This is a genomic window from Mycolicibacterium baixiangningiae, assembly GCF_016313185.1.
Taxonomy (GTDB): Bacteria; Actinomycetota; Actinomycetes; order Mycobacteriales; family Mycobacteriaceae; genus Mycobacterium; species Mycobacterium baixiangningiae.
The window spans coordinates 2845368-2862782 of record NZ_CP066218.1 but is presented as its reverse complement, the minus strand read 5'-3'; the positions used below and the strand labels follow the sequence as shown (position 1 = coordinate 2862782).

Annotated in this window: 20 protein-coding genes; 10 read left to right on the top strand and 10 right to left on the bottom strand. The window is 68.9% G+C overall.

The annotated features are described in order from the left end of the window. Positions 1-41: 41 nt before the first annotated feature. Positions 42-599 carry a type 1 glutamine amidotransferase domain-containing protein gene (locus I7X18_RS13340; protein WP_193048586.1) on the bottom strand — a complete coding sequence of 186 codons (558 nt, stop codon included), beginning with the start codon at positions 597-599 and terminating at the stop codon, positions 42-44. A gap of 142 nt (positions 600-741) precedes the next feature. Here I7X18_RS13340 and I7X18_RS13335 point away from each other — a divergent pair, with 142 nt between their 5' ends. Further along, a complete protein-coding gene (locus tag I7X18_RS13335) occupies positions 742-1593 on the top strand; it encodes a cyclopropane mycolic acid synthase family methyltransferase (RefSeq protein WP_404822857.1) in 852 nt (283 codons plus the stop codon). A gap of 6 nt (positions 1594-1599) precedes the next feature. Here the strand turns inward: I7X18_RS13335 and I7X18_RS13330 are convergent, their stop codons facing one another. The 3 genes from I7X18_RS13330 to I7X18_RS13320 are packed head-to-tail and all read right to left on the bottom strand — an operon-like array spanning position 1600 to position 3238. Continuing rightward, positions 1600-2172, bottom strand: a complete 573-nt coding sequence (locus I7X18_RS13330) for a hypothetical protein (RefSeq protein WP_404822855.1) — start codon at positions 2170-2172, stop codon at positions 1600-1602. Positions 2173-2215: 43 nt separating this feature from the next. After that, positions 2216-2407: a hypothetical protein gene (locus I7X18_RS13325; RefSeq protein WP_193048584.1), complete on the bottom strand. Its 192-nt coding sequence runs from the start codon at positions 2405-2407 to the stop codon at positions 2216-2218. 9 nt (positions 2408-2416) lie between these two features. After that, positions 2417-3238: a nuclear transport factor 2 family protein gene (locus tag I7X18_RS13320; protein WP_193048583.1), complete on the bottom strand. Its 822-nt coding sequence runs from the start codon at positions 3236-3238 to the stop codon at positions 2417-2419. 91 nt (positions 3239-3329) lie between these two features. Between I7X18_RS13320 and I7X18_RS13315 the strand changes: the two genes are divergently transcribed. The 7 genes from I7X18_RS13315 (at position 3330) to I7X18_RS13285 (ending at position 11313) form a co-directional block, all read left to right on the top strand. After that, on the top strand, positions 3330-3707 hold the full coding sequence (locus I7X18_RS13315; RefSeq protein ID WP_193048582.1) for an Rv0313 family protein: 378 nt from the start codon (positions 3330-3332) through the stop codon (positions 3705-3707). Positions 3708-3784: 77 nt separating this feature from the next. Then, on the top strand, positions 3785-4207 hold the full coding sequence (locus I7X18_RS13310; protein ID WP_193048581.1) for a hypothetical protein: 423 nt from the start codon (positions 3785-3787) through the stop codon (positions 4205-4207). A 44-nt stretch (positions 4208-4251) separates the two neighbouring features. Further along, on the top strand, positions 4252-5916 hold the full coding sequence (locus I7X18_RS13305) for an acyl-CoA synthetase (protein ID WP_193048580.1): 1665 nt from the start codon (positions 4252-4254) through the stop codon (positions 5914-5916). Between the two features lie 52 nt (positions 5917-5968). Further along, positions 5969-7783, top strand: a complete 1815-nt coding sequence (locus tag I7X18_RS13300; protein ID WP_193048596.1) for a GAF domain-containing sensor histidine kinase — start codon at positions 5969-5971, stop codon at positions 7781-7783. Between the two features lie 40 nt (positions 7784-7823). Continuing rightward, positions 7824-8624 (top strand): alpha/beta fold hydrolase, encoded by an 801-nt coding sequence (locus I7X18_RS13295; RefSeq protein ID WP_193048579.1) that lies wholly within the window; start codon positions 7824-7826, stop codon positions 8622-8624. Continuing rightward, positions 8621-9802 (top strand): PP2C family protein-serine/threonine phosphatase, encoded by a 1182-nt coding sequence (locus tag I7X18_RS13290; protein WP_193048578.1) that lies wholly within the window; start codon positions 8621-8623, stop codon positions 9800-9802. Before I7X18_RS13295 ends, I7X18_RS13290 begins: the two co-directional genes overlap by 4 nt. A gap of 2 nt (positions 9803-9804) precedes the next feature. After that, entirely contained in the window at positions 9805-11313 is a 1509-nt protein-coding gene (locus I7X18_RS13285; RefSeq protein WP_193048577.1) for an AMP-binding protein, read from the top strand. 58 nt (positions 11314-11371) lie between these two features. Here the strand turns inward: I7X18_RS13285 and mbp1 are convergent, their stop codons facing one another. Beyond that, positions 11372-11626: a microaggregate-binding protein 1 gene (gene mbp1 / locus I7X18_RS13280; protein WP_193048576.1), complete on the bottom strand. Its 255-nt coding sequence runs from the start codon at positions 11624-11626 to the stop codon at positions 11372-11374. A 186-nt stretch (positions 11627-11812) separates the two neighbouring features. Here mbp1 and I7X18_RS13275 point away from each other — a divergent pair, with 186 nt between their 5' ends. Continuing rightward, positions 11813-12451 (top strand): SOUL family heme-binding protein, encoded by a 639-nt coding sequence (locus I7X18_RS13275; protein ID WP_193048575.1) that lies wholly within the window; start codon positions 11813-11815, stop codon positions 12449-12451. A 6-nt stretch (positions 12452-12457) separates the two neighbouring features. On the opposite strand, the gene I7X18_RS13270 is transcribed toward I7X18_RS13275, so the two are convergent. Further along, the gene (locus tag I7X18_RS13270) at positions 12458-13273 is read right to left on the bottom strand and encodes an RNA polymerase sigma factor SigF (RefSeq protein WP_193048574.1); all 816 of its coding nucleotides are present in this window, start codon (positions 13271-13273) and stop codon (positions 12458-12460) included. Between the two features lie 659 nt (positions 13274-13932). Here I7X18_RS13270 and I7X18_RS13265 point away from each other — a divergent pair. Further along, entirely contained in the window at positions 13933-14262 is a 330-nt protein-coding gene (locus I7X18_RS13265; RefSeq protein WP_232375471.1) for an STAS domain-containing protein, read from the top strand. 58 nt (positions 14263-14320) lie between these two features. Here I7X18_RS13265 and I7X18_RS13260 read toward each other — a convergent pair whose 3' ends face one another. The 4 genes from I7X18_RS13260 to I7X18_RS13245 all read right to left on the bottom strand — a co-directional run bounded on the left by I7X18_RS13260 (position 14321) and on the right by I7X18_RS13245 (position 17299). Beyond that, on the bottom strand, positions 14321-14548 hold the full coding sequence (locus I7X18_RS13260; protein ID WP_225892142.1) for a hypothetical protein: 228 nt from the start codon (positions 14546-14548) through the stop codon (positions 14321-14323). Between the two features lie 83 nt (positions 14549-14631). Then, on the bottom strand, positions 14632-15435 hold the full coding sequence (locus tag I7X18_RS13255) for a glutaminyl-peptide cyclotransferase (RefSeq protein ID WP_193048571.1): 804 nt from the start codon (positions 15433-15435) through the stop codon (positions 14632-14634). Further along, positions 15426-16022 (bottom strand): class I SAM-dependent methyltransferase, encoded by a 597-nt coding sequence (locus I7X18_RS13250; protein ID WP_404822854.1) that lies wholly within the window; start codon positions 16020-16022, stop codon positions 15426-15428. Before I7X18_RS13250 ends, I7X18_RS13255 begins: the two co-directional genes overlap by 10 nt. Then, positions 16013-17299, bottom strand: coding sequence for an acyltransferase family protein (locus I7X18_RS13245; RefSeq protein ID WP_193048569.1), 1287 nt, complete (start codon positions 17297-17299; stop codon positions 16013-16015). The genes I7X18_RS13250 and I7X18_RS13245 overlap by 10 nt, the downstream gene beginning before the upstream one ends. Between the last annotated feature and the right edge of the window lie 116 nt (positions 17300-17415).

Below are 17415 nucleotides of genomic sequence, written 5' to 3'. Positions count from 1 at the left end.
GCTGGTGCGGTGTCGCGAAAGTCGTTGCCGTGCCTGTCGACTCAGGTACGGGCCGGCGTACTGGCGAACTGATCGGTGATGGCCTGACAGAAGGCCCGCAGGTCTTTCGGCGACCGGCTGGTGATCAGGTTCCCGTCGATGCAGACCTCTTGGTCGACGACGGTGGCGCCGGCGTTGCGCAGGTCGGTACGAATGCTCGGGTACGACGTGAGCGTCCGGCCCCGCACCACGTCGGCTTCGACCAGCGTCCATGGGCCGTGGCAGATCGCGGCCACCGGCTTACCGGACCGCACGAAATCGCGCACGAACGCCACCGCCGACTCGTCGAGTCGCAGCTTGTCGGGATTGACGGTGCCCCCGGGCAGGACGAGCCCGTCGAACTCGTCGACCGAGGCCTCGCCGACCGGGCGGTCGACCGCGAACTTGCCCGCGGGTTCGAGGTCGTGGTTGCGCGCCTCGATCTCACCGGCATTCACCGACAGCAGTTCGACCTGTCCGCCCGCGGTCTCCACCGCGGCGCGCGGCTGTTCGAGTTCGACTTTTTCCACGCCGTCCGCGGCGAGGATGGCGATCTTGCGGCCCTGTAGTTCCTTTGGCATGTGTGATCCTTTCTTCGCGCACTTCTGGCGTACCCGCGGGGACGCCGTCGAAATCCGGGAACGTCGGCTGATACCTGGTCAATTCGCGAAACCCCGGTAATACGATGACCTGATGCCGACCCCACCGGACGACCGGAACGTGATGACGCCGCACTTCGACGACGTGCAGGCCCATTACGACCTCTCCGACGAGTTCTTCGAACTCTTCCTGGACCCGACCCGCACCTACAGCTGCGCCTACTTCGAGCGCGACGACATGACGCTCGAGGAAGCCCAGCTCGCCAAGATCGACCTCGCACTGGGCAAGCTGGGCCTGCAGCCCGGGATGACGCTTCTCGACGTCGGCTGCGGCTGGGGTTCGACGATGCTGCGGGCCATCGAGCGCTACGACGTCAACGTCATCGGTCTGACGCTGTCGGAGAACCAGCAGGCCCACGTGCAGACCCGGTTCGCCGCCGATCCGAGCCCCCGCGGCAAAACCGTCCTCCTGCAGGGCTGGGAGCAGTTCGACCAGCCCGTCGACCGCATCGTGTCGATCGGCGCCTTCGAACACTTCGGTCACGACCGCTACGACGCGTTCTTCGAGATGGCCCACCGCGTCCTGCCCCACGACGGGGCGATGTTGCTGCACACCATCACCGGGCTGCATCCGAACGAGATGGCCGATCGCGGGATGCCGCTGTCGTTCCAGTTCGCCCGGTTCGTGCGGTTCATCGTGACCGAGATCTTCCCCGGCGGCCGGCTGCCCTCGATCCCGATGGTCGAGGAGCGCGCCACCGCGGGCGGATTCACCGTCCAGCGGGTGCAGTCGCTCCAACCGCACTACGCCAAGACTCTCGACATCTGGGCCGCCGCCCTCCAGTCGCGTCGCGACGAGGCGATCGCCATCCAGTCCGAAGAGGTCTACGACCGCTACATGAAGTACCTCACCGGGTGCGCCGACATGTTCCGGGTGGGCTACATCGACGTCAACCAGTTCACCCTGGAGAAGTAGACCGGCTCAGATACCCGTCCAGGATTCGTCGATCATCTCGGCGACGTCGATGACCTGTGCCTGCTTGCTTTCCGGGCTCTCGATCTCGCCGGCGACGTGGGCGGCGATGAAGCGTTTGATCTCGGCGTCGATGCCGCCGATGATGCGAACCACCTCGGCGCGCAAACCTTTCGACGTCACGTGGATCGAGATGTCCGACGGTCGCGGCTTTCGGACGTCGAGGACGAGCAGCAGCGGTTGCGCCGCGAGCGCCGAGGCGCGCAACGAGATCTCGCCGTAGACCACGAACTTCGGTTTGTCGATGCGCAGGTCGACCACCATGTCGATCTCGAGCGGTATCCGGATCGCGAACGTGATCATCTCGCCGACGTGGCGGGTCACCCGCGGCTGCTGGATTTTGACCCGGGCGGTGACCTTGGCGATCCCGCCCGGCCCCTGACCCATCGGGCCCATCTCGAACGCATCGCCGGCGATCTCGCCGATCGCCGCGGCGACCCGTTCCTCGGTGACGGCGACTTCGAAGAACTTACGGCCGAAGTCCTCGTAGGTCATGTGGTGGCGGTCAGACATGGTCGTCATACCGTCTCATGTCCGGGTTCTCGCGGTGTGCAACCCGTCCGGTTCAGGTGCCCTGCTGTTGAGAGCGGGCCTCGGCGCCGGACTGCTCGTCATCGAAGGAATCGTCGCCGCCGGTGCGGCCCACGTAGGTACCGTCCTCGTCGCCGCCCTCCTTGCCGGCACGGGAGGAGGCGACCTTCTGGTCGTCGCCGACGTCGGATTCGCTCTTGTCGGCTTCATCGCTGGGTGTGCTCACGGGCCAGGTCTACCCGCGGTCAGACCCGGTTAACCCCGGCGCGGCGAAGACCCGCAGGCGGGTGATGGTCAACGGTCTCGTCTCGAGGTCGAAGATCAGCACCCCGCGGTCACCGTTGGGTGCCTCGATCGCGGCCACCACGTGGGGGCCCGCGGCGATCAGCTTGTCGCACCGCACGTCGGTCAGCATTCCCAGCAGCTCGGCGCCGCTGAGTGGGTGGCTCTCGCCGACGGTGACGCGCGCTCGCCCGAGCCTGCGCCGAACCGCGACCTCGTCACCGGCCCCGGCGTCGCCGAGGAAGCGTTCGACGTGACGTTTGCCGACGGTGCCCGCGCCCACCAGCCCCGAGAGGAATCCCGCCGCACCGCCGAGCCCCTGGTTGCGCAGCAACGCGACGCTCAGCGCACCCCCCGCGGGCAGCGCCCGCGGACCGCTGCGCAGGAACTGTCCGACCATGCCGGGCAGCTCCCAGAACGCCTGCAGTCGGGCGATCTTCACCTCCCCGCCGGCCGCGGCCAGGTCGTAGCGGAGTACCGCCGGGATGTGCATCGTCACACCCGCCCCCATCCGCACCTCCAGGCCGACGTCTCGGATCACCGTGTCGTCGACCACCACGTCGGTGCGGAGGTGGAAGGTGATGTCGCGCGGGGCGATGAACGTGGCGTAGAAGCGGTCGATCTGGTCGAGGCCGCGGTGCGGACGACTGCCCACCGGATCCTCGATCTGCGCCTCGGGTGTGTAGAGCGCAACCCAACCGGCGCGATCGTGCACGGCCACCAGCCGGGGTGAACGTTCGACAGCGGTCAGCAGTTCGGCTCGGGTGAAGGTCATACGGTCACTCTCTCGCGCGCTTGGGCAACAAACTGTGAGTACCGTGAGTGTTGCGGCACACGAGGAGGACGGCAACGATGGACAAACGGCGATGAGTAACAACGGACCATTCGGCTTCGACCCCGACGACTTGGACCGTGTCGCCCGCGAGGCGCTGGAGGGTGTTGGCCGGTTCTTCACCTCCTCGGGTGAGCGCGCCGGGTTGAGTGCCCTGATCGACGAGCTGGGGCGGTTCAGCCGGCCCAGGACCGAGCCGGAGACCGCCGGCGAGACCGGTGACGGTGTGTGGGCGATCTTCACCGTCGACGCCGAGGGCGGCGCCCGCATCGAGCAGGTGTTCCCCACCGAACTCGACGCGCTGAGGGCCAACAAGAACAACACCGATCCGACCCGCAAGGTGCGCTTCCTGCCGTACGGGATCGCGGTCAGCGTGCTCGACACCGACACCCGCTCCGACTCCGCGGAGTAGGACCGAAAGCGGTCGGCGCCCGTAGGCCACCGGTTAGGCTTTGCCGCGAGGCCGTCGAGTCAGCCGTGAGGGTGGACATGTTTCGTGAACTTCTCGTCGCCGCGTCCATCGCGGGGGCAGCTGTCGGGCTGGCGCCGGGCGCAGTGGCCGATCCGTCGAACGACTACCACGACGACCCGGGCCGCTATCCCACCGACGTGCCGGGGATGAGTTACGAGGCGAAGCGCGGTGCGCCCTGCTACAGCTGGGAGCGCAACGTGTTCGGCCGCGGCCGGGGCGGCGAACCGCTGCAGTGCAAGTGGATCCCGAATCAGTGGCCGCCGGTGTACACCGGCTTCTGGACGTCGACGTACGCGCTCTACGGGGTTCAGGACATCGGCGCACCGTGTCCCGGTCCGCAGGCCTCAGCGCAGGCCCCTGACGGGCGGCCACTGCTGTGCGTGGGTCCGCGCGGATGGCAGCCGACCGTGCTGACCGGCAGCGGTCTGCACCCAGCCTGACGAACTTTGACCATACGGACCTTCCCTCGTTGTATGGTCACGCCATGACCGACGGTGCTGTGAGTTTCAATCTGTCGACCGTGTTCGCGACGGTGGCCGAGGCGGTTCCCGACAACACGTTCCTGGTGTGGCGGGACCGTCGGCTCACCTACGCCGACACCGATGCGCGGGTGGACGGCGTCGCGCACTACCTGACGTCTGTCGGGCTGGGCTGCCACACCGAACGCGACCGACTGCAGGGCCACGAATCCGGCCAGGACCACCTCGGGATCTATCTGCGCAACGGTAACGAGTACCTCGAGGCGATGATCGGTAGCTACCGCGCCCGCGTCGCCCCGTTCAACGTCAACTACCGCTACGTCGGCGAAGAGCTCACCTACCTGCTCACCGATGCCGACGCGACGGCGCTGGTCTACGGCGCGGAGTTCGCGCCGCAGGTGGCCGCGGTGCGCGACCAGCTGCCGAACCTGCGGGTGCTGATTCAGGTGGCCGACGACTCCGGCAACGAATTGTTGCCCGGCGCAGTCGATTACGAATCGATCATCACCACGGCCGCGCCCGCGGGCGGGATGCCGGTGCCGACCGGCGACGATCTCTACATCCTCTACACCGGCGGCACGACCGGTATGCCCAAGGGTGTGCTGTGGCGCCAGCACGACATCTTCCTGTCGTCCATGGGCGGCCGGCCCTTCGGTAGCGACACGTTCCTGTCGTCCTACACCGAACTCGCCGAGCGGGCGCGCGCCGGTGCCGGCGCGATGGGCCTGCTGATGATCCCGCCTTTCATGCACGGGGCGGCGCAGTGGGCGGCGTACAACGCGGTGACGATGGGCGGTCGGCTGGCCATCCCCGATCACGTCGACCGGTTGCATCCCGACGATGCGCTGCGGGTGGCCGCCCGCGAACGCGTGCTGAGCATCCCGATGGTCGGCGATGCGGTGGCCCGCCCGCTACTCGACGAGATCGAGCGGGGCGACTACGACCTGTCCGGCCTGGTCACCTTGACCAACGGCGGCGCACCGCTGTCGCCGACGGTGCGCGACCGCATCCTCGCCACACTGCCGCACGTGATCGTCATGGACGCCGTGGGCTCCTCGGAGTCCGGCGCGCAGATGAGCACATACGCCAGCGCAGGCGCGCAGATCGAGGCCGCGACGTTCACACCGCAGAGCGACACCGCGGTGGTTGCCGCCGATTTCAGCCGGGTGCTGGAACCCGGGGAGGGGCAGGGGTGGCTGGCGCGCCGCGACCTGGTCCCGCTCGGATATCTCGGCGACGAGGCCAAGACGGCCAAGACGTTCCCCACCATCGGCGGTGTGCGCTGGTCGGTTCCCGGCGACCGTGCGAACGTCCTGGAGGACGGACGGATTCAGCTGCTCGGCCGGGATTCGGTGACCATCAACTCGGGCGGGGAGAAGATCTTCGCCGAGGAGGTGGAACGTGCGGTCGCCGCGCATCCGGCCGTCTACGACGTCGTGGTGGTCGGCCGGCCGTCGGAACGATGGGGCAGCGAGGTCGTCGCGGTCGTGCAGTTCGCCGGGGAGGCGTCGGCCACCGACGAGGAGCTGGTCGAGGTGTGTACCCGCTCGATCGCCCGGTACAAGGTGCCGAAGGTGTTCATCCGAACGGAAAAGGTGGTCCGCTCACCGGCCGGTAAAGCCGACTACCGCTGGGCGAAATCCGTCGCCACCGAGAGCGTCAACACCTGACAGGCATTCGCTCTACCATCGGCCCGTGGGTGTGACGGGCCGGACGCAATCGGTGCCCAACCGGCTGCTCAAACTGTTGCTCCGCCCGACCGCTCCCCCGCTGTGGCTGGGCGTGGTCGTGGCGGCCGCCTTCATCTGCCTCGAAACGCTGCTGGTGTTCCAGCTCAAACGGGTGGCGCCGGAGAATGCCTTCGGCGCAGTGTTCCTGCTCGGGGTGCTGGTGGTGTCGGCCGGGTGGGGCTTCGGCCTCGCGGTGGCGACCTCGCTGGTGAGCACGCTCGTCTACGTCTACATCCACCTGGAGGGCACCGACACCCTCGTGCCCGCGCTGGCGGTGTTCCTACCGCTCGCGCTGTTGGCCAACCTGCTCGCCGGGCAGGCGCGGCTACGCGCCGCCGAGGCCGAACAGCGCCGCCTCGAGGCGGACCTGTCCGCCGAACTCGCCCGGTCCACCCTCGGCGCCGGTGACCTGCAGGCCGCCCTGCACAGCGCGGGCCGTCGCATCGCGGAGGTTCTCGAGCTGCCGTTCGCGGTGCTCACCCTCGACGACGTGCCCGGTGACGACCGGTCCACCGCGGTCCCGTTGCGCGACGGCCCGGCGCGGATCGGGACGCTGCTGGTGCCCGCCGAGCTGTCCAAGGATGCCCGCGAACGTGTGCAACGCATCCTTGGATCGCTCGAGTCGCTGCTCGTCGCGACCCGCGACCGCCAGGAGATCAACGCCGCGCTCGCGGAGAGCCACGCCGAGGCCAGTGCACTCGCCGACCAGCAGACCGCCCTGCGCCGGGTGGCCACGCTGGTGGCCCGCGGTGCCGACCCCTCCGAGGTGTATCCGGCCGCGGTCACCGAACTGGCCGACGGCCTGGCCGTCGAGCACGTCACGTTGATCAGCTACGACGGAGACAGCCACTGCGTGGTTCTCGCCGCCCGGGACAACAGGGACACCGACCGACTCTCGGCCGGTGAGCGGTTCCGCCTCGACGGTGACAGCCTGAGCCACCGGATCCGGACGGCCGGCGTGCCCGCCCGCATCGACGACTACGCCGAGACCCACGGGTCGATCGCCGACCGGCTGCACGGCCTGCATGTCCGCGCGGGTGTCGGTGCGCCGGTGATCGTCAACGGCGAGGTCCGAGGCGCCGTGCTCGTCGGATCGATCACCTCCGACCCCCTGCCGCCGGAGTGTGAGGCGAGAGTGGGCGACTTCGCCGACCTCATCTCCACGGCGATCGCCAACGCCGAGACACGTGCCGAACTGAAGGCGTCGCGCACCCGCATCATCACCGCCGCCGACCATGCGCGCCGGAGCCTGGAACGGGATCTGCACGACGGGGCGCAGCAGCGCATCGTCTCGCTCGGCCTGGAGGTGCGTGCGCTCGAGGCGGCGCTGCCGCCCGATGCCGAGCGGGAGCGCGAGGCACTGTCGCGCGTGGTGACCGGTCTCGGGGATCTCCATCACGACCTGCAGGAACTGTCCCGCGGCATCCACCCGGCGATCCTCTCCCGGGGCGGTCTGGGGCCTGCGATCAGGACGCTGGCCCGCCGCTCGAGTGTCCCGGTGAGCCTGCATCTCGACGTGGACCGCCGACTGCCCGAACCGGTCGAGGTCGCGGCGTACTACGTCGTCGCCGAGGCGTTGACCAACGCCGCCAAACATGCTCACGCGTCAGAGGTGACGGTGCACGTACGCGCCGGAGACGACGCGTTACACCTCTCGGTCGGCGACGACGGCGTGGGCGGCGCCGATTCGTCGGCGGGCTCGGGTCTGATCGGCCTCAAGGACCGGGTCGAGGCCGTGTCGGGACACCTGGACGTCTCGAGCGTCAGCGGGGCCGGCACCACGGTGACGGTGCAGATTCCGCTGTGAGCGGCCACCGCCGCCGCCGGGAGGTGGGAGGATCGTCTCGATGAACGTGCGCGCACGGAACAACGTCCGCATCGTCGGGACAGAGCAGGGGCCGACGGTCATGCTCGCGCACGGTTTCGGCTGCGACCAGAACCTGTGGCGGCTGGTGACCGCCCGCTTGGCGCCGGAGTTCCGGGTGGTCCTGTTCGACCACGTCGGCTCCGGAGCCTCGGACCCCACGGCATGGGACGCCGACCGCTACTCCTCACTGCAGGGATACGCCGACGACATCCTCGAACTCACCAAGGAACTCGACCTGCACGACGTGGTGTTCGTCGGTCACTCGGTCGCGTCCATGATGGGCGTGCTCGCCGTGCGCGCCGATCCGAGCAGGTTCGCGAAGCTGGTGCTGCTCACCCCGTCCCCCTGCTACGTCGACGACGCCGAGTACCGCGGCGGCTTCTCGCGGGCGGACATCGATGAACTCCTCGACTCGATGGAGAGCAACTACCTCGGCTGGTCGCAGGCGATGGCGCCGACCGTCATGGGCGCACCGGGACAACCCGAACTGTCCGACGAACTGGCCGAGAGCTTCTGCCGCACCGATCCGGCGCGGGCGCGGGTGTTCGCGCGCGCGACGTTCCTGTCCGACAACCGCGCCGATCTCGGCGGCGTGCACATGCCCACCCTGGTCATCGAATGCGCCTACGACGCCATCGCCCCGCGCGGGGTCGGGGCGTTCGTCCACGACCACATCGCCGGCAGCGCGCTACTCACCCTCGAGACCACCGGGCACTGTCCACATCTGAGCGCCCCGGAGGAGACCGCCAAGGCGATCGCGGCGTTCGCCCGGGCGACGTGACCTCACCCGAAGGTGCCGAGCCGGCACCGGAGTACACCGTCGAGGACCTATACGAGCAGGCTCCGTGCGGCCACCTCGCCACCGGGCCGGACCGGCGGATCCTGTCGGTGAACGAGACGCTGGTTCGCTGGCTCGGCCGTCGGCGCGAGGAGCTGATCGGCACGCCGTTCACCGACCTGCTGACCGTCGGCAGCCGGATCCACTTCGAGACGCACTTCGCTCCCCTGCTGCACATCACGGGCGAAATCCGCGGCGTCACAGTTGATCTCATCGCGGCCGGCGGCAACCGGCTGCCCACGCTGATCGCCGCCAACGTCAAGACCGACGCCTCCGGAGCGCCGACGACGATCCGGTTGGCACTTCAGGACGCCAGCGACCGGCGGGCCTACGAGCGCGAACTGCTGGCCGAGCGGCAGCGGGCCGAACAGGAGCGCGCCCGGGCGACCGCGCTGGCGCGCACGCTGAAACGCTCGCTGCTGCCGCCCACGCTGTCCCCGCCGCCCGGCCTGGAAGCCAGCGCCCACCTGCACGCCGCGTCCCACGACGAGGTCGGCGGTGATTTCTACGACCTGTTCGCGCTCACGCACGGCCGATCGGCATTCTTCCTGGGCGACGTGTGCGGTAAGGGCGTCGACGCGGCGACCGTCGCCTCGCTGACCCGCTACACGCTGCGTGCCGCCGCGGTGTTCGACGACGATCCGGTGGCGGTGCTGCACAATCTCGACACCGTGCTCCTCGGCGAGTACGGCCCGGACCGTTCGCATTTCTGCACCGTGATCTTCGGTGTGCTGACCCACCAGGACAACGGATTCGACGTGCACCTGGCCAGTGGCGGACACCCGCCGGCCCTGCTCCTGCGCGGGGACGGCACCGTCGAGAAGGTCAGCACGGAAGGGGGTCAGGCGGCGGGCATCTTCAACAACGCCCGGTTCGTGTCGGCCCGAGTTCACCTCGCGGCGGGTGACACCTTGGTGATCTACACCGACGGCGTCACCGAGGCACGCATCGGGCGTGGCGCCGAACGTTTCGACGACCACGATGCGCTGATGGAACTGGCTCGCGCACACGCGCCGAGTACCGCCACGGAGATCGTCGAGACCCTGCGCACCCTGTTGGCCGATCTCGGGGAGGGCGTGGAGGACGATGCGGCGGTGCTCGCACTGGGGGTGCCGCGGTAGTCATGCTGCTGCACGATCTGGTGGCGTCGGCCGCCGCAACGGATCCGCGGCGGCCCGCCGTCATCGGGCCGGACGGAGTCCCGACCTCGTTCGCACAGCTCGACCGGGAGATCCGGTCGGTCGCCACGTGGGTCGCCCGCCACACCGCGGCGGGTGACCGGGTCGCCGTCGTCGCCGACAACAGCGCCGCCTACGCCCGGCTGTACTACGGGGTGCCCCGCGCCGGCCGGATCCTGACGTTGATCAATCAGCGTCTGCGGGCCGCCGAACAGTACGCCCAGCTGGCAGTGACCCGGCCCACCGTCGTGGTCGGCGACCGCACCCATCTCGAGCGGCTGACCGACCTTCGGTCCGAGGTTCCGTCGGTCCGGCGCGTGGTGTCCATCGAGTCGCCGGAGCTGACCGGCACGCCCGCCGGGACCGGTGACCCGACGCCACCCGCACCCGACGACGCCGCTTGGCTGCTGTTCACCAGTGGATCGACCGGCACGCCGAAAGGTGTTGTCCACAGCCATCGGTCAGTGCTGGCCGCCGTGGAGGGATCGGTCATCGGACGCGCGGTCACCCGCGGCGGCGTCTACCTTCTGCCGTTCCCGATGTGCCATGTCGCCGGGTACAACATGCTGGTGCAGCACGCCGTCGGCGCCACGGTGGTGCTGGCGGCGCAGTTCCGCGCGGACGCCGTTGCGCGCACCATCCGCGAACATGCCGTAACCGCCTGCTCTCTGGCTCCCACGATGCTGCATGCGCTGCTGGGCCACCTGCAGACGACCGGCGACACGCTGCCGACGCTGCGGTCGGTCGCGTACGGCTCCGCGGCGATCCCCGCCGATCTGTTGCGCACCGCTCTCGACCGTCTCGACGTCGACTTCCATCAGGGCTACGGCATGACCGAGACCGGAGGCAACGTCACGTTCCTCGGCCCCCGCGACCACCGTCGCGGGCTCGCAGGTGAGCCCGAGATCCTCGCGAGCGCCGGTTCGCCGCACCCACACGTCGAGGTGAGGATCAGCGACGACAACGGGGGTGCAGCGCCGCCCGGCACCCCGGGAGAGATCCAGGTGCGGGGCGCTCAGGTGGCGGCCGGGTACTGGCCGGACCTACTAGCGGTGGACCGTGACGGCTGGCTGGCCACCGGTGACATCGGCCGAATCGGCGCCGACGGCAGGTTGTCCGTGGTGGACCGCCGCAAGGACATCGTCGTCACCGGCGGGGAGAACGTGTCCTCTCGCGAGGTCGAGGACGCGCTCGTCGAGCATCCTGACGTCGAGTCGGCGGCGGTGGTCGGCGTTCCCGACGAATACTGGGGCGAGGCGGTGTGCGCAGTCGTGGTCGCGGTCGACGGTCGCCGTCCCACCGGGGCGGTGCTCATCGAGCACGTGCGGGCACGACTCACCGCGTTCAAGCGACCGCGCCACGTGTTGTTCGTCGAGGAGTTACCGCTGACGACGAACGCGAAGATCGACAAGAACGCGGTCCGCGCGTACGCCCGCGCCGCGCTCGGAGCGTGACCCGGACACACGAAGCGGCCCGCACCTCATCGGTGCGGACCGCCAGTCGCTCGTGCCGTCAGTGCCCGGTCTGTTCGGACTTCTGCCGCTCTTCGGCGACCTTGGCCGAACCGCGTGCGGCCTCGGCCTCGGCTTCCTTCTTGGCGGCGTCGCGCTGGGCGTCGGCCTTGTCCTGCTGCGCCTGGCCCTCGCGGTAGAGGTCGTCGCGGCCGAGAACCGCGCCGGTGACCTCCTTGACCTTGCCCTTCACCCCTTCGACTGCGCCCTTGACAGCTTCCTCCGGTCCGCTGTTGCCGCTGTTGTCGTCGGCCATGGTGTCCGTCCTTCCTGTTCACGGCCCCGCGTCGAGGCGTTCGGGAGGTCTGTTCCCATAAGTGATCATGAGTCAAACCTCACGTCGGTCGGCGTTGAGGTCACAACCATGACGCGGTACGGGACACCGTTTGCCGCCGGGAACCACCGGCTAACCGAATACCGGGGACACGAGAAGGAGGCGACAGTGCTCGGAGCGATTGTGCGGACGGCCGGTCAGGTGGCCGAAGCCGCGGGGGCCACGGTGGGAATCCGGTGCGGAACCGAGGAGCCTCCCCATACGACGCAGCGACTCTCGGAGGCGGTCGAGATCCGGCGTTACGACCAACGCATCGCCGCGGAGACCACGGTCTCCGCCGACGAGGAAGCCTCGCGCAACGAGGGATTCCGGCGGCTGGCGTCCTACATCTTCGGTAGAAACCACCGCGACGCGGAGATCGCGATGACCGCGCCGGTCGCCCAGCAGCGCGGCACCACCATCGCGATGACCGCTCCGGTGGCTCAGTCGGCGGAGTCGGCCGGCGAGTGGACGATCCGGTTCTTCATGCCGTCGAAATGGACGATGGACACACTGCCCGCCCCGAACGACGAGCGTGTGCGGTTGACGGTCACGCCGGCCGAAACGGTGGCCGTCCTCAGCTTCTCGGGTGACCGCGGCGGCAAAGCCGTTGCCCGCCGCACCGAAGAACTGCGGGCAGCGCTGCGCGACAGCGATTTCGAACCGGTCGGCGAACCCGCGGCCTGGTTCTACGATCCGCCGTGGACGCTGCCGTTCCGGCGGCGCAACGAGATCGCGATCCCCGTCAGGGAGCGGTCCGCGGGCTGACCCGGGTCAGCTCATCCCGTCGCGCAACTGCTTGAGCGTCTTCGCGAGGATGCGCGAGACCTGCATCTGCGACACACCGATGTGTTCGGCGATCTGCGTCTGCGTCATCGACGCGAAGAATCTGAGGCTGATCACCGTGCGTTCGCGTTCGGACAGCGCCGCCAGCAGCGGCCGCAACGATTCGCGGTCGGTGATGTGGTCCATGTCGGGATCCACCTCGCCGAGCGTGTCGGCCAGGGAGCGGGTGGTGTCGTCCGCGGAGGAGATCGGGCTGTCGATCGAGCGCAGGCTGTACGCGTCACCGGCAACCAGGCACTCCACCACTTCCTGGCGATCCGCCCCCAATTCGAGGGCCAGATCGGAGGCGGTGGGCGCCCTGCCGAGTGATTGCGTGAGCCGCGGGGTCGCCCGGGTTATCTGAACGTGCAGGTCCTTGAGCCGGCGCGGAACGTGCATGGCCCATCCGTTGTCCCGGAAATGGCGCCGGATCTCACCGAGCATGGTCGGCACCGCGAAGGACAGGAAGTTGGCGCCGTTCTCCGGGTCGAAACGGTTGACCGCGTGCATCAGCCCGACCCGGGCGATCTGAACGAGATCGTCGAGGTTCTCACCCTTGCGGTGGTAGCGGAACGCGATGTGGTCCGCCAGGGGCAGGCAACGGGTGACGATGCCGTCGCGCTGCCGGGCGTACTCCGGGGATCCGGCGGGCATCACCGCCAGCAGCCGGAACATGTCGGGGACGTCTGCGTAGTCGTCCTGCGTGCGAGTCGACGGCCTACGGGCCGGGCTCAATACCTTGGGAGTGTCATCGACGATCGTCATCACGGGTCCTTCCGGACGCGGTGCGGACGCGAAGCGACGCCGCGGTAACGGCGCAAGCTTTGCATTATTCGGCAGACGCGGAAGCTGTTGTCTCCACCGGGCTTTCACCGGGGTGGATGACTAGCGGCGGGAATGGGACCGTTGGCTCGATCGAACTCGCCTACAGCGGTCCGCTTTTAACTAAACGGTGACGCCTCCCGAACGGGATGTGTGTAACTCTACATGGTCCGGCCCACTTCGTCGCCGTGGCGGCCTCGGCAGTCTGAGAAACTACGCAATCCGTCGCCGTGGGCTCGACGGCGGCCGGAATTTGCCGGCGCGTTACCGGTTGTTTCGGTATATGTGCAGGTAGAGACCTTCCTGAGAACCTGCTTAAGCTCGTAGTAATGCGACGCATTCCGTAGTAATCTGCGTCACATAACGAAAGAGCAACCAGCGGCGACGTCATCCGCGTAAGGCTTGCCAGCCCTTCCCCCGGCAAGCTGCGAACCGCGGTGGCCGCACAACCCCATCGGGGCATCACAATCGAGGGAGTCCCACCCATGATTGACGTCGGCACCGTCCGGGTTTTCCGTCCCGACCCCACGGCCACGGAGGCGCCACAGCGGAAGGGCCGAGCCGTCTTCTCCATTGGATCGCCTTGTCCGACCCTGTCGGTTGTGACCGCGGTCGGCGAGGTGGATGCCGCCAACGGCCGCGACCTCGGCCGCTACGTCGAGCGCCACACCGCTACGGCCTCGCAGTTGATCGTCGACCTGACGGGGGTGACGTTCTTCGGCTCCCAGGGTTTCAGCGCACTGCACTACATGAGTGTCAGTTGCGCGAGGATCGACGTCGACTGGGTGATCGTGCCAGGCGGCGAGGTGCGCCGAATGCTGAGGATCTGCGATCCGCAAGGGGAACTGCCGCTCGCCGACAACGTCGAGGCCGCCCGCGCGCGTCTCGAGCGGGTCGCCCGGCGACGCCAGCCCATCTCCTGGGCCGGCTGACCTTCGCGGATCCGGCCCGGCCGGCCCGAAAGCGCTGTCCGGGTTCGGGTTCAACCGATCAGGTGGCGAGTTCCACCTCGTAGCACACGGCATACCGACGGAAGTTCGGTGTCGGCCGGAACAAATGGCCCGCGTCGGGCGACCAGGTCACCACGCGCAGCAGGCGCTTGTAGGAGGGCAGTTGCTTGGCCACCAGTTCGGCCAGCGCAGCCCGCGGAGAATATCCGCAGCGATCGTCAACATCCTTCGGGAGCAGTACATCCCACATGGTTTCCTCAACCCGCATGCGGAAAGTCTCACGCCCACGCAGCCGTCCCGCCGGGAGCTCACACCGACGTGTCGGAGATCGAGACCATATAGTGACCATGCTCACAGCCCCTGGTTCGCGTCGAAGCGCACAAGGTACATCGTCGCCCAGTTCTTCCCGGTGATGAGGTACTGCCCGTCGCCGGCGTAAGCAATTCCGTTGAGCACGTTGCGTTTTGGCTCACCTTGACGTAGCGCCGAGGCGTCGGCGGACGCGCTGACCACCCCGGTGCCCGGATCGATCCGTACGATTTCGTCGGTGGCCCACACGTTCGCCCACACCTGGCCGTCAACGCATTCCAGTTCGTTCAGACCGGCGACCGGACCTCCGTCCGACCCCGTGACGGCGACACTGCCCGTCTCGGTGAAGTCGGCGGGGTCGACGAAACGTAACCGGTCGGTGCCGTCGCTGCGGACGATCCGGGTGCCGTCGAAGCACACTCCCCAACCCTCGCCGTCGATGGGCACCTGCCGCACCGGCGTGAAAGTCGTTCTGTCCCATTCGATGGCGACACCGTCGCGGTAGGTGACCTGCCAGATGCGGTCTCCGGCTACCGTCATGCCCTCCCCGAAGAAGCCGCCCGGCAGCGGCACCGAACGGCGCACCGCACCGGTGGCGGGGTCGAGTTCACGCAACTGTGACTGCCCGGCCAGCCCGGTGGTCTCCAGGAGTGCGGCGCCGTCGAACTCCAGGCCCTGGGTGAACGCCGTCGTGTCGTGGGGCACCTCGCCGAGCACGGTGATACGCAGCTGCGGCTGGGGATCCGGCGTCGCCGCGGCGTCCTGAGCGTCGGAGCACCCCACCGCGAGCAGCATGGTGGTGGTGCAAAACCCGGCCAGCACACGAAGCGCACTCATCATCGCCATCGTGCCCTATCCGGCGCGCCGGGGTCAGCCGCGGTAGAACAGTGCCGCCGGCCCAGCAGCCACGCCACACCCGAACCCTCGTCCGCTGCGACGACGTCGAGGTCGGCGAACGCATCGGTGAGTGTGCCTTGGCGGATCCGGTAGCGGCCCGGCGCGGCGCCGACTTCGCTCAACGCGGCGATCGCGAGAAGTCCCCCGGGGGCGAGGCGTTCGGCCAATGCGCGGTCGAGGCGCTCCTCTCGGAAGAGGTGACACACGATGACGTCGGCCGCTGGACCGGCGGGCAGTCCGCCGTCGAGGTCGACCACCTCGAAACGGCAGCGGTCGGCTACCCGACGCTGCCGGGCGGTGGCCGCGGCCTGTTCGACCGCGACTTCCGAGATGTCGAAACCGAGCACCGTCATTCCGCGTTCGGCGAGCCACACCGCGGTCCGGCCCTGTCCGCAGGCGATGTCGAGTGCGAAACCTTCGGTCGGGAAGGCGGCGCGGTGGGGCGCGAAGACGTCGGGCAATCCGACGGCCTCCGCCGGCGTGGGGCCGAGTTGTGTGTATCTGCGGTCCCAGTGGGCGCCATCGCTCACCGCCACCGGGAAGGCCCTGCACTCATCCGGGCGGCCGCTGCCGCGGTGAGGAAGCTGCCGAGCGCCGTCCATCCCGCGGCACCGGCCAGGCCCTGCTTGGCCGTCAGTACCAGCGCCACGCCGGCGACACAGATCAGCACGCCGGCCAGCACCGAGCGCGCACCGGTGGCCGTGGCCTTGTCGTCCCACCAGGGAAGTGGGCGGTGCTCGAGCGGTACGAGCAGGCGAAACAGCGCGGCCATGACCCCGGCGAACACGACCGCCCGCAAGGCCAGCAGAGGCCAGAAGTGCGGCGCGTCCACGTCGTACGCGTCCAGGCCGAGCGCGTGCAGCGTGAACGCGGCGACGGCGATGGCGGGGATGTGCCAGAGGTAGAGCGTCATGGCTCCCCCATTACCGGTCGCGACGACGTGCCAGACGCGTGGTCGTGCCGCCCATCGCCGGACCGGCCCCGCGACGACCACGAATGCGCACGACATCCAGGTGCAGTGCAGCCCGAGCAGCAGCGTCGGCGGTGACACGTTCGACACGTGCTCTGCGCCGGTCACGACGAGCGCGACCTCGTAGGCGCCGGTGACCGCGAGGGTGCACTGCGCGGCCAGGGCGGTCACGGCGACGCCGAGTGCGGCGAGGGGGTGGATCAATCGCCGCGCGTAGGCCACGCCGATCACCACCGGGATCAGCCAGACGACGAGGAAGTTGACGACTCCGGATTCGGGTGTGCCGACCGCGGATCGAAGTTCGTCGACCGCCCATGCGGTGGCGAGCAGGCCGGTGAGCAGGACGGCGACCGCGCGGCCGGTTCGCAGGCGGGTCAACACGGGCACGAAGGCGAGTGCGATCAGGTACACGCCGAGGAACCACAACAGCGCGACGCTCTCGCGACCCAACGCGTCCGCCGACTCCTCGCCGAGCAGCAGGCGCACGGCCAGCAGGCCCACGACCCACGCCGCGAGATACCAGAACACCGGGCGGCACAGCCGCTGGGCCCGGGTGAACAACCACGAACCCCACGGCGTGCCGGAATGCCAGCCATAGGCGCCGGCAGCGCCACCGGCCAGGAAGAACAGCGGCATCACCTGGACGACCCAGGTGACCGGGGCGATGGCGGGCAGCGCACCCAGGAGGTTGCCGATCCGCACCCCTGCGGAGTCGATCGTGGCGAGCAGCAGCGCGCAGTGCCCGAACATCACGACCACGAGCGCCGAGAGCCGGGCGACGTCGACGGAACGGTCACGGCCGCGGACGGTGTCGGGGATCGTCCGGGTGTCGACGTCTGGCATGTGTCCAGCATCCCCCGCCGGGGACGGTCGGGGATGAGTAGGACTACGCGAGGTCCCGGATCAGCCGGCGGGCGTGATGCCGAATTCGGTGAACCGGACGCCGACACGAAGTTCGC